This is a genomic window from Lactobacillus nasalidis (assembly GCF_016587775.1).
Taxonomy (GTDB): Bacteria; Bacillota; Bacilli; order Lactobacillales; family Lactobacillaceae; genus Lactobacillus; species Lactobacillus nasalidis.
In genome coordinates this window covers 1-11,454 of the sequence record NZ_BOCG01000106.1, presented here as the reverse complement: position 1 = coordinate 11,454, position 11,454 = coordinate 1, and the positions used below count along the sequence as shown (strand labels likewise).

At 46.0% G+C, this 11,454-nt stretch carries 13 protein-coding genes; 12 read left to right on the top strand and 1 reads right to left on the bottom strand.

Annotation, left to right across the window (positions count from 1 at the left end):
- From lacNas_RS01525 to lacNas_RS01480, 10 genes are all read left to right on the top strand, one after another.
- Positions 1 to 577, top strand: a 577-nt coding sequence (locus lacNas_RS01525; protein ID WP_244661399.1) for an NAD(P)-dependent oxidoreductase, incomplete at its 5' end; no start/stop codon positions are given.
- A gap of 4 nt (positions 578 to 581) precedes the next feature.
- Positions 582 to 944: a hypothetical protein gene (locus tag lacNas_RS01520; protein ID WP_244660604.1), complete on the top strand. Its 363-nt coding sequence runs from the start codon at positions 582 to 584 to the stop codon at positions 942 to 944.
- Positions 945 to 1,246: 302 nt separating this feature from the next.
- Positions 1,247 to 1,906, top strand: a complete 660-nt coding sequence (locus lacNas_RS01515) for a DUF3232 domain-containing protein (protein ID WP_201330008.1) — start codon at positions 1,247 to 1,249, stop codon at positions 1,904 to 1,906.
- A gap of 399 nt (positions 1,907 to 2,305) precedes the next feature.
- Positions 2,306 to 2,674, top strand: a complete 369-nt coding sequence (locus lacNas_RS01510) for a MarR family winged helix-turn-helix transcriptional regulator (protein ID WP_201330007.1) — start codon at positions 2,306 to 2,308, stop codon at positions 2,672 to 2,674.
- Positions 2,667 to 3,326 (top strand): YczE/YyaS/YitT family protein, encoded by a 660-nt coding sequence (locus lacNas_RS01505; RefSeq protein ID WP_201330006.1) that lies wholly within the window; start codon positions 2,667 to 2,669, stop codon positions 3,324 to 3,326. The genes lacNas_RS01510 and lacNas_RS01505 overlap by 8 nt, the downstream gene beginning before the upstream one ends.
- Positions 3,327 to 3,489: 163 nt before the next feature.
- Positions 3,490 to 3,660: a hypothetical protein gene (locus tag lacNas_RS14105; protein ID WP_244660603.1), complete on the top strand. Its 171-nt coding sequence runs from the start codon at positions 3,490 to 3,492 to the stop codon at positions 3,658 to 3,660.
- Between the two features lie 156 nt (positions 3,661 to 3,816).
- Complete coding sequence (gene cas6, locus lacNas_RS01495) at positions 3,817 to 4,569, top strand: CRISPR-associated endoribonuclease Cas6 (protein WP_201330005.1); 753 nt, start codon at positions 3,817 to 3,819, stop codon at positions 4,567 to 4,569.
- Positions 4,562 to 5,098, top strand: coding sequence for an HD domain-containing protein (locus lacNas_RS01490; protein WP_201330004.1), 537 nt, complete (start codon positions 4,562 to 4,564; stop codon positions 5,096 to 5,098). The genes cas6 and lacNas_RS01490 overlap by 8 nt, the downstream gene beginning before the upstream one ends.
- A gap of 23 nt (positions 5,099 to 5,121) precedes the next feature.
- Positions 5,122 to 5,553: a hypothetical protein gene (locus tag lacNas_RS01485; protein ID WP_201330003.1), complete on the top strand. Its 432-nt coding sequence runs from the start codon at positions 5,122 to 5,124 to the stop codon at positions 5,551 to 5,553.
- A 77-nt stretch (positions 5,554 to 5,630) separates the two neighbouring features.
- The gene (locus lacNas_RS01480; RefSeq protein ID WP_201330002.1) at positions 5,631 to 6,551 is read left to right on the top strand and encodes a mucin-binding protein; all 921 of its coding nucleotides are present in this window, start codon (positions 5,631 to 5,633) and stop codon (positions 6,549 to 6,551) included.
- Between the two features lie 554 nt (positions 6,552 to 7,105).
- On the opposite strand, the gene lacNas_RS01475 is transcribed toward lacNas_RS01480, so the two are convergent.
- Positions 7,106 to 7,717 (bottom strand): YczE/YyaS/YitT family protein, encoded by a 612-nt coding sequence (locus tag lacNas_RS01475; protein ID WP_201330001.1) that lies wholly within the window; start codon positions 7,715 to 7,717, stop codon positions 7,106 to 7,108.
- Between the two features lie 400 nt (positions 7,718 to 8,117).
- Here lacNas_RS01475 and lacNas_RS01470 point away from each other — a divergent pair, with 400 nt between their 5' ends.
- Both lacNas_RS01470 and lacNas_RS01465 read left to right on the top strand, forming a co-directional pair.
- Positions 8,118 to 9,836, top strand: coding sequence for an ABC transporter ATP-binding protein (locus lacNas_RS01470; RefSeq protein ID WP_201330000.1), 1,719 nt, complete (start codon positions 8,118 to 8,120; stop codon positions 9,834 to 9,836).
- Positions 9,829 to 11,424, top strand: a complete 1,596-nt coding sequence (locus tag lacNas_RS01465) for an ABC transporter ATP-binding protein (RefSeq protein WP_201329999.1) — start codon at positions 9,829 to 9,831, stop codon at positions 11,422 to 11,424. Before lacNas_RS01470 ends, lacNas_RS01465 begins: the two co-directional genes overlap by 8 nt.
- The last annotated feature ends 30 nt before the right edge of the window (positions 11,425 to 11,454 follow it).

The following is an 11,454-nucleotide window of genomic DNA, read 5'->3' as shown; positions in this document are numbered from 1 at the left end:
CATCAGCGCCGGCAATGAGGCTGTTCAGGCAGGAAAAGGCAAGAGCGGCCTTCAGGGGCGTGAACTGGCGGGCAAAACAGTCGGCATTGTTGGTACCGGAGCAATCGGCTGCCGGACGGCAGAGATTTTTAAAGCCTTTGGCTGCAAGCTGATTGGCTTTAGCCGCAGTCAAAAGCCGGCCGCCCGAGCACTGGGCCTTGAATACAAGTTACTGGATGAAGTGATGCAGGAAGCTGATATTGTTTCGCTTCACACGCCGCTGACTCCGGAGACTAAGGGGCTGATTGGGCAAAAGGAAATATGCGAGATGAAGGAAGGGGCGATTTTGATCAACACTTCCAGAGGCCCGGTTGTAGATACGGAAGCATTGGCTTCGGCTTTAAAGGAAGGACGGATTAAGGCAGGGCTTGATGTCTTTGACCAGGATCCACCACTTCCATCAGATTATCCTCTGCTTGGGCTGCCGAATTTGGTCTGCACCCCGCATGTAGGCTTTGATACGAGAGAGTCAATCGACAGAAGAGCGGAAATGGCTTTTGAAAATGTGACCGCCTGGCTCGGGGGCCAGCAAAGTTAGGACCATGCCAAACAAGAGTCTGTACCACAAAACTGTCGAAGATCCGGAGTTTAGATACTACCGGAATAAGGCGAGCTTGGATGAGTATATGTCTGGCATAGTCTATGAAAACCACTGGCTGGAGAATGGCTGCGTTAAGTATAACGTTGGTAAAATTGGCAGGGGGATGCAGACGACGATTGATAAGGGATCAGTTGTGCGGATAATTAACAGTTTCTCAGGTGATATTCTTGAAGAAGAGGCTGAGAAGATCTACCGGATGCTGAAGATGACAGAGGTGACTTTTGTCAAATACAAGGACTTAACAGTGCTTCCATACCCGCTGAAGCTTTTGAAGGAAGCTTCACGGATGGAGATTGAATTGTAGTTTGGAAAGAAGCAGCATTCCACTTTTGGAAAGGATACAGCTTTTTTGGAGCGAAATATAGCTGTTGGCTTATACGAAATGGACTAGACTGTCTCCGAATAGGTGTTATTATTAAAATAGCTTAATGATAGCGGATCCGTAAAAAGATGGAGATGGTAAGGTGCAGAGGATAAGTTTAGTTTGCCAAAGCAAGGGGCTAACAACTTATCTCCGTTAAAAGGAGGCGAGAACTTTTAACGATGAAGTTGCCAGTTCAACATACATGAAGAAACATCGTAAACAAAAAGTAAGGAGAAAAAAATATGACACATAAACTGACCGAGATCCAAAAGCTTGATTTATATCTTCGCTTGAACAAGTTAAACAGAAGGATAAAGAGTCTATCGACTGACGAAGAGTGGGCTAATAATCGCAAGCAAATCGGCGAGGTACTCTACCAACTTGATTTGGTCAAAGATCCAACTGATATAAATGAAGTTGAAAAAGCAAATTTAGACTATATTAGAAAGCGGACGAAATCCATTATTCAGAATAACGGGCGACAACCAGTGGCTGCATACTTTATCAACCAAAAGGCACTAGACGAATTAGGCAACTTAGTTGACGAAGAAGACGAAAACTTTTACTCTGACTTTCATGACATGTTAGTTAATGATATGGCCGAATATGCAACAATTGTAAGAGATTTCGATTTAAAATTAGCTAAAGCCAAAGAAGCTAACGATACGAATTACTACCGAGAAGAATATGCCAGACTTGATAATGCTAGACGGCGCCAACATGATGCAGTAATTGCAAATCTTGCAACCGCAAATAGAATCAACGAGTCGGAAGGCTTAGAGCCGGTATTAGATGTTGGCGATGGCAAATCAGTCCATGATGTGCATCGTACTGATATTGGCAATGCAGTTATATCCTGGCTGGCAGAAACCAACCATCAAGATGCCCAAGTACAAAATTAGATGGAAAAGAATGTAGACGTTGCCTATGATTATAATCACGCATTAAAACTTAATACATTTCCGCTGGTTCAAGGCGAGAACAGACGGTAGCTAACAACTTATCTCCGATAAAGGAGGACGAAAACATTTAGAGAAAAAAGCTATATTATTAATCAACCTATTCTCAATACATAATCTCCGTTAAAAGGAGCCATAATAAAAGCGGCCAGTAGCTGGAAAAGATCCAGTTGCTGGCCGTTTTTGTGTTCTTCGCGTTCATCGGGGAAATTTCGTATTGACATTTTGTCTGATCCTCCTATAATTAGTTTGCATCCAAACTAATTAAGGGGGGAGTTAACTTTGATGCATCATTCATTCCATTTCCTAACCATGAAAATTTTTCATTACACAAATCGGGGGATGACCACTAAGACCCGTGCGCTTGACCTCTTTCCTGGTCAGCCCAAAGTTTTACAGGTCCTTTTAGAACACGATGGCGAGAAGGCCAGAGATATCGGCCGCCAATGCGTCATGGACAAATCCACGATGACAGGGCTGTTAAAAAAGATGGAAGCGCGCGGGCTGATCACCCGTCGGGTCAGCAACGAAGATAAACGCGTGGTGAACATTTTCCTTACGGAAAAAGGCAGGGAAAAAGCCAAGCAAGTCAATGCCATTGGGGCGAAGATCGATGAGCAAGCCTTAAGTGTCTTAAGTGATGAGGAAAAAGAAATCCTTTTTCGCTTGTTAAACAAGGTTTTGGACAACATGGAGGAAAATTTTGAATAATCACATTGTTAAACGCTATTGTTTTTTCTTACTTGGACTTATCATTAATTCTTTTGGCATTGTTTTGATCACCAAGGGCGCTCTGGGTACTTCTCCCATTTCCAGTGTGCCTTACGTTTTGAGTCTCAAGGATCCGGCTTTAAGTTTCGGTCTTTTGACCTTTATCATGAATTCACTCTTTATTGTCTTGCAGATCATCTTATTAAAAAGAGACTTTGAACCGATCCAGTTCTTACAAATTGCGGCCAATTTTGTTTTTAGTTTCTTTATCGATCTTTCAATGAAAGTCTTAGCCTTTTTAAACCCTCAGACCATGCTGACACGCCTATTTGTCTTATTACTTGGCTGCTGCGTTTTGGCCTTTGGGATTTCCGTTGAAGTGGCCCCTCAGGTCATCACCGTCCCTGGTGAAGGAATCGTGAAAGTCATTGCGCTCGTTTTTCATAAGGACTTTGGTAAAGTCAAAGTGGCTTTTGACACGACGCTAATGTGCAGCGCCCTGCTGTTAAGCCTGCTATTCTTCCACCGTTTAAACGGCTTAGGCATCGGCACCATTATTTCTGCCTTGATTGTCGGCCGCATTGTTTACTTCTACAATCATTACCTGGGCTTTACTGATGCCATTAAAAAATTGGTTCCTAAAGAAGCCTAAAGAGAAGGCGACCGCTTCCTCTGTGAAGTTTTTCTTTGAGCCAATTAAAAGGAAACACAATAAAATAACCTATGAGAACCACTGGCTGGAACGAGGCTGCGTCTACTATAACGTGGGCAAAATTGGCAAAGGAATGCAAACTTCGATTGACAAAGGGTCCGTCGTGCGCAGAATCAATAGCTTCTCAAAGGAAATTGTGGAAGAAGAAGCTGAGAGAATCTACCGGATGCTGCGGATGACCGAGGTGACTTTCGTTAAATACAAGGAATTGACCGTGCTGCCGTACCCGTTGAAGCTGCTGAAAGAGGCATCACGGATGGATTTGAACAAATAGATATTCAAACAGAGGCTGCATCCCCGTTATGGGGATGCAGTTTTTGATTGCCCAAAAAATGTTTGCCTGTTCATCCAAAACGTAAGACTAATAGTGTTATAATTATAATAGCTCAAATTAATGATAGCGGATCCGCAGATAAATGGAGATGGTAAGGTGCAGAGAGTAAGTTTAGTATGTCAGAGCAAGGGAAAGTTTGATTCAAACGACAGCGTGTATTTTCACGGATGGCTGATGTCACGCATAAGTGAGAATTTTGCAGCAAAGATGCACCAAACTGGCGTGAATCCACTGACGATTTCCGCGCACGGAACAAAAGACAGGGTCATTTTTTCAGTAGCGATGTTGACTGATGAAGCCGTGGCTGAAGTAGCTGGAATGCTGATGGACGATGATTTCACGAGTTTTACGCTGAAAAGCACGGAACAACAGCTTTTCAAGATTTTGAAGAAAGAAAAAGAGATTCTAAGCAACAAGGAACTAGCTCAGATGTTTTACCGGCAAGACAAGGCAGAGCGGCTGTTTCAGATAAACGTCACGACTCCAATGGCATTCAAGACCAACGGCGCATATTACAATTTGCCGGACGTTCGCCTGTTTTTCCAAAGTATTATGAAGAAGTACAACGCCATTTTTGAGAATACGGAACATATTGATTTGGACTTGCTGGATGAAATTTGCGACAAGGTCAGCTTGGTAAACTTCAGAATTCAATCTCGGCGTTTTTATATCCATAAAGCGTATATCAATGGTTTTCGTGGCAGGTTGGTCTTTTATTGCAAAGGTCCCGAAACGCTGGCAAGCTATGTGGCCATGCTGCTGAAGTTTGCTGAATATTCAGGAGCCGGGGTCAAAACCAGTTTGGGCATGGGCTCGGTTAAATTAGGCGGGGAGGAAAATAATGGATAAGAAAATGGTAGAAACCTTCTACGGATCTTTTTTGCACGATATTGGCAAAGCGATTCAGAGACAAGTAAAAAATCCTAGGTTTAATCACCAGACTTTTGGTTCAGAATTCATTTCAGACTACACGGATGATGAAGAAATAATTGACGCCTTGTATTACCACCATAATCAGCCAGGTGATAAAAAGACGAACCTCAATGTTGCAGATATTCCAGATGACAGCGTAGCTTATCTGACATACATCGGTGACAACATCGCAGCCGGAACGGACCGGCGCTATGAAGAAGGCGGTAAAGGCGGTTGGAACCATCAAACGCCTTTGTCTGATGTCTTCAACCGTTTCGGAATTAGCCAGGGTCATCGTTTCCTTCATCCATATGAGATGCGCCCGGAGCTGCCAAGCGATATGGATCCGATTGATGACATGGATGAGTTTTCTCCAGAAAAATACACGAGGGTTGTAAACCTTTTGCTAACTACTTATCTCCGATTAAAGGAGACGAGAACACGACCCAAGCCAACATGTGCGTGAAGCTGTCAAGGAGATGCTGGAAAATGGTAACGACTGAAAAAGTTGCTAATCTGGCGATCGAACAATTAGACAAGCCAACAAAAGGCAAAGTAGAACAGCTTGTTTGGCTAATCGAAGAAAGTTACTTCGAAAAATACGGCCAAAAACTGCTTTGGGAATTCGTTATTGACAGCGACTACGGCAATGGCGGCCGGGTAATCAGCTTAGAAAAACAGTTTGGAAATTGCCTTGGCACTGACACTGTTGAGCCCTTGTTTGACTTTGACGAAAAAAATGCAAAGATCATCCCAATTGAGCCTCTGTCAGCTGATAATATCGGAAAAGATCGCTTTGACTTTGTAATGTCAATCATCAACGCTATGAAAGACAAAACAACAGCAGAGCTGATGAATTACAACAATGACTATGCCGAAAAAGAACGGCAAAAAGCAGATAAAGAGGGCTGGACACTTTGAGGTCTGGCTCTCGTTTAGCGTTTAGGAGAACAGATTTACATAATCAAAGCTATGTGAAGTAATAAAGGAGGAAGAAAATGAGAAAGATCATCGCAAATACAGCAATGTGCCTTGCACTGTTGGCAACTGGCGCTGTCGCTGTTAACACTGTCAATTCTGTCAGTGCATCGACTTATACCTATAAGACCCAGACAAAGAAATTTACCAGAACTATCAAAGTTTGTAAGCCAAAAGCTAAAGCCCAGTATGTTAAACAAAATGCCTACATCAAGCGGACGGTCAAGACTAACAAGAAGACAGGCCAGAAAACCTACGGCAAGTGGTCGACTTCTTACTGGAAGGCATATATCCCGCCGTTTGCCAGCGGTTATGTTGCCAGTCCAAGCGTCATCGGTAAACAGAAGGTAACTTACAAGTCTAAGAGCTTTTCTTATCCTGTCGTTTATAGCAAGATTCAGCCGATTGACTGGTCAAGTTCAGCCATGTCAAAGGCCAGAAGCCAGATGATGACAATGATTAACAGCGTAAGAAATAGTCGGAAAATCAAGAAAGCTTCGCTTGTTACGACTAGCAAATACCAGAAAGTTGCAGATGCTGAAGCTGCTAAGATGGCTAAAACTGCCGCCAGCTACATGAAATTTAGCAAATCGCAAATGGGCGTAGCAAACATCACGACCAACACCAACCCAAAGCACGGCAATAATGTCCTCAAGCAGTTTGGCGTTGCTTCTACTCAGTGGGCTTGCGTTTCTGTCTATTCGCCAGTAAGTAGCTTCTTTGCTAATCAAAACATGGGAGGCAGAACTATCTTTACAGACTTAACAGACCTTGTCAAAGATGAACTGAACAAGCAGAGATTTAACTTTGATTCTGCCGCTAATCCAAACACGTATCTTGCTAAGTCTAAGTACACCAAGATGGTCATTGGCTTTGGCGGCTACACTCAAAAGTCGACCAATGTTCAGTACATGGGCGTCTTCGTTATCGTCCTTAAGTAGCTGATTTTGCATACGCAAAATCGCTCCAGCAGCGGCAAAGCCTCCGAACCCCTCCTTCCAAATTGTAGTTTTAAAAATTATCAAGTTAAAAGTTAGGGAGGATTTTACGATGTTTATCATCAGAATTTCAGAAAATGCCGTTGACGCTGTCTACTGCGCTAGCTCAAAGGAAATCAGCAAGATCTTGTCAAACCACAAGGACTTTACGGACTTCCAAATCCTGTCAAAGTCTGACTTTGTTAAGGCATATGTTGAACCGGTGCTAACTACTTATCTCCGATCAAGGAGACTAGGTCTAAAAAAACAATGCATTAGCTTATATAGCTTTTAACAAGATAAAAAGCACGGATTCCTCAATGGAGACGTATCAAATAATGTTTGTTTGGTAAAGCGATTTACCGAGAAGCTCTCTTTAGCCGTCGCTTGACATATTTTTGTTTTAGCAACCAATAAGACCAAAACAACCGGTACATGGCCAAAACCAGGTACCGGTTGTTTTTTTAAGATAATCCGCTGCGCCCGTCTCAAATAAACCAAGCGAAGCGGAAAAGATGTTACTTCTTATTGAGCTTCAGCAACTGCTGAGTTTTTTCCAATGTGAACTGAATGATGGGGCCTGAAAGGATCACGGTAATAATCGTGCAAATACCGAATTGACCGCCAAGTAGGACGCCGCAAACAACCATTGTGATGTCGAGCGCCATTCTGACAAACTTAACCTGCCAGTGGTGCTTGCTAGCTATTGAAAATGTCATGGCTTCGTAAGAGCCTCTTCCCAAATCAGCAGCCGCATACATGCCAGTTCCCGCCGAAAAAATGACGATGCCTAGCAGCATGATCAACAAATTCAGCCAGACCGAGTGGCTATAGACATGAAGCTTGGCGAAGACATCCACGAAGAAGCTGTAAATAATCTGGTAAATGATCGTGCCAACGTGAATTTGCGACTTGTCATAGAAAAAGGAAAAGATGATCATGGCAATGGCTACAAGGAAGGAGGCCCAGCCAATACTGATATGGAAGCTTGCTGAAAGCCCCTGCCACAAAACCGCCAGCGTAGCACCGCCAAAGCCGGCATACATAGCCAGCGTGATGCCATAAGCCGCGATAACAGAACCAACGACAATCAACATTATTCTTTTGGTAATGTCCAATTTTTTATCCATTAGCAAATCCCTCCTAAAAACGGCTTGCCAAAGCATTTTTTATTCCAAAAAGAAAAAGGCTATAAACTCCCTTAGACTGTTATGTTCAGAAACAGCTGGAAATTTATAGCCTTCATAATGCCGAGACAAGCTTTTATTTAACTTTGCTTTATCTTACTCTGCAGAAAACGCTTTGTCAAATTTACCTATTAGTAAGGAGACTTTGTACATTTTTCAGAAGTGCGGATTTCCAGTCAAGTTGACTTCTTTTAATCAGATGAATTGGGCTGAAAAAATTCTCTTCCATCTATCCAAAATGGACTAGACGGCGATAGAAACGGTGTTATGATGAAAGTAGAATTGCTGATAACGGATTCAACAAGGCAGGCAGAAGAATGATGAAACTAGAGGAGGAGCCGCGATGACGCAGAAAAAGACGCGAGATCCCAAGAAAATGAGCAGCTATTTTCAATACGAAATCCCCATTCTGGCAGTTGTGACGGTCTCCGGACTGATCTACAACGTCGGGATGGCGGCTGGGCCGTATTTTCAAGGACAGCTGGTTCAAGGCCTGTACGACTTGCTCAAGCGTAAGATCCCGTCAAGCCGCCTGGTTCAACTGGCGCTGCTTTATATCGTCGTAATTGCCTTGGTACAAGTATGCCGCGCGGTCAAGCGCTTCAGCGTGCGCATTTTTGCCAACCATACTTCCCGCCGGATGCGGCGCTTGCTCTATAACGCGCTGCTGCACCGGCATTTTGGCGATGACTCTGGGTCGCTTATGACCAAAGCCATCAGCGATGTCGACAGCTGCGTTGAAGGGATGCGCAAGTTCACCACTGAAGTCTTTGACACTGGCGTCGTCATGATCGCCTACCTGGCCATGCTGCTGTACTACGACGTGCGCCTGACCTTCTTAGCCTGCATGTTCACGCCGATGGCTTATCTTATTGCCAACATTTTGAAAAAGCAGGTCGTCAAGGCCAACCGGGCATACAAAGAGAGCGAGTCAACCTTGAACACCATGACTCTGGACCGGATCGTCCACGCCATGACTTACCGGGTAACCGGCCGGGAACAGGCAGTTAATGGCCGCTATGAAAAGCAGCTGACGGACTATGAGCATAAGAGCGCCATCTCAAACATTTTTGAAGGAGCGCTGACGCCGCTTTATGACGCCATCGCGATGTTCGGCATCGTCTTGATCATCTATTTTGGTGGCCGCAATGTCCTGCATATCGGCTGGAAGGCCTGGAATCTGGCCAGCTTCACAACTTTTCTGGCCTGCTTCACCAACCTCGCCACGAAAGTATCCCATGCCGCCAAGCTCTTTAACGCCGTCCAAAAGGCTCAGGTCTCCTGGGTCCGCATCAAGCCGCTCATGAGCGATCCTGTCTATGACCACTATCAAAAGGAAAATCCAGTCATCAATGAACTTGCTTTTGACCAGGTAACTGCTTATTACCATGGGCACCCGGAAACGGCGGTCAAAGACATCAATCTGACGGCTGCCTCCGGACAAATCATCGGCATCACTGGTGAAGTTGCCTGCGGGAAAAGCCTGCTTGGCAAAGCCTTGATCAGGGAAGCAGATTATCAAGGCAATATTTTGATTAATGGCACAGAATTAAAAGAACTGTCTCCCCATGCTGCCCACCAATGGATCACATATATGGGCCATGACCCGATGCTATTGAGCGACAGCATCAAGAACAATATCTGTTTGGGTGATGACCTTGACGTCGGCAGCTATCTGAAAATGGTCTGCCTTGATGAGGAAGTCGCCAGCTTGCAAGACGGCCCTGACACCCTGATCGGCAACGGCGGCATGACCCTGTCGGGCGGCCAGCAGCAGCGGGTCGCACTGGCCCGGACTTTGGCCCACGCCAAGCCGATCATCGTTTTGGACGATCCGTTTTCGGCCGTGGACCAAGCAACAGAACAGAAGATCCTGGACCAGCTCAAGAGCCTCAAAGGACACATCATCCTGCTGATGACCCACCGGGTTGACTGCTTCAGCCAGCTGGACCAGATCGTCTTCATCAATGACCACCGCGTCTTTACCGGCAATCACGCTGACTTGCTGAGCCAAAACAAGGACTACCAGAAGCTGATCGAAGGGGGGAAGCACCATGCTTGATATCGTGAAAAAGGTCGTCAAGGACCACCCGAAAAGCTTCGCGGCGATGATTTTGCTCATTGCCCTAAGCATAGTCAGCTCGCTTCTGCCGCCTCTGGCGCTTGAACAAATCGTCAATCATCTGACCGGCCAAAAGGAAGTTTCGCTGCTCTTTGCCCTGGCCTACTTTGGCTTGATCGCTCTGGCCGATCTTTTTGCCTCAGCGCAAAACATCGCCATTACCATTTTTGGCCAGAAACTGACCCACGGGATGCGCAGTGCCTTAGCCCAGAAGCTCAACACCATCACCACCGCATATTTGACCACCCATGAGAGCGGGGCCATCGCTTCGGTCTTTGTCAATGACGCGGACACGATCGACAGCCTCTATAGTGACGGGATCGTCGGCATGATCGTGGACCTCTTTCAGTTGGTTGGTTTGCTGTTTGTAATTTTTACCCGCAGCATTGGCTTAGGCTTGATCGTGCTGGTAGTGATGCCGGTCATCTTGATCATGACCCGGCACTTCCAGAAGTCCTCCCTGGCTTCCCAGAAACAGAACCGGGCTGCCATCGCCAAGGTCAACCACCACATTCCCGAAACGCTGCGGGTTTTGTCCATGGTTCACATCTTTGAAAAAGAAGACTACATGGAAAACAAGTACGACCAGTACATTGAAGACTCCTACGAGGCCCAAAACAAGTCAAACTGGCTCGACAGCGTCTATTCGCCAATCATCTTGACGATTGAAGCTGCCGTGATCGGCCTGCTCATGATCGGCGCCGCCCAAGGGCAGAAGATGCGGCTGCTTTTTGGCATCAACGCCGGCAGTGCCGTGGCCTTGATTGCCTATATCGGGCAGATTTTCACCCCGCTTGAATCCATCGGTATGGAGATTCAGAGCATCCAGGATGCCATGGCCGGGATGAGCCGGATCCGGGACTTTCTGAATGAAGAAGACACCCGGCCCGATCTTTATCAGGGAGAGGGGGCCTATATCACTTTTGACCATGTAACATTCGGCTACCAGCCTGACCAGCCGGTTTTAAAGGATTACTCTTTTCACGTCGACAAGGGTGAGCACGTCACTTTCGTTGGCCGGACGGGGAAGGACAAGAGCACAATCTTCAAGCTTCTCTTGGGCCTCTACCAGCCGCAGAAGGGGAAGATCCTGCTAGACGGACATTCACCCGACCTCCATCCGCAAAACCAGCGCCACTTCCTGGCCATCTGCGAGCAGGGAGTGGCCTTGATCGACGGGACGGTCAAAGACCAAATCACCCTTTATGACGCTTCCATCACGGACGAAATGATCCGCAAATCCCTGGATATGGTTGGCTTGACCGAAATCGTCAAAAAGCTGCCGGAGGGGATCGACACGCCGGTAGCTGACATCAACCTGTCGCAAGGGCAACTGCAGCTTTTGATGATTGCCCGCAGCATTGTCTGTGATCCTCAGATTTTGCTTTTGGACGAAATGACCGCCTCTTTGGACACGGAAACTGAGGCCAAAGTTCTCAAGGCAATCGACGCCGCCAGCAGCGGGCGGACGGTTCTGTCGATTTCCCACCGCCGCGGAGCCCATGACGGCCGTCTCATCAAGCTTTAAAAAAGTAGCGATACAACAAAAACCCCTCTG

Bases quoted from the DNA above. Each gene is read 5' to 3' on its own strand.
- lacNas_RS01475 (WP_201330001.1), bottom strand. From the start codon at position 7,717: ATGGATAAAAAATTGGACATTACCAAAAGAATAATGTTGATTGTCGTT.
- lacNas_RS01515 (WP_201330008.1), top strand. From the start codon at position 1,247: ATGACACATAAACTGACCGAGATCCAAAAGCTTGATTTATATCTTCGC.
- lacNas_RS01485 (WP_201330003.1), top strand. From the start codon at position 5,122: ATGGTAACGACTGAAAAAGTTGCTAATCTGGCGATCGAACAATTAGAC.
- lacNas_RS01520 (WP_244660604.1), top strand. From the start codon at position 582: ATGCCAAACAAGAGTCTGTACCACAAAACTGTCGAAGATCCGGAGTTT.
- lacNas_RS01465 (WP_201329999.1), top strand. From the start codon at position 9,829: ATGCTTGATATCGTGAAAAAGGTCGTCAAGGACCACCCGAAAAGCTTC.
- lacNas_RS01490 (WP_201330004.1), top strand. From the start codon at position 4,562: ATGGATAAGAAAATGGTAGAAACCTTCTACGGATCTTTTTTGCACGAT.
- lacNas_RS01510 (WP_201330007.1), top strand. From the start codon at position 2,306: ATGACCACTAAGACCCGTGCGCTTGACCTCTTTCCTGGTCAGCCCAAA.
- lacNas_RS01470 (WP_201330000.1), top strand. From the start codon at position 8,118: ATGACGCAGAAAAAGACGCGAGATCCCAAGAAAATGAGCAGCTATTTT.
- lacNas_RS01480 (WP_201330002.1), top strand. From the start codon at position 5,631: ATGAGAAAGATCATCGCAAATACAGCAATGTGCCTTGCACTGTTGGCA.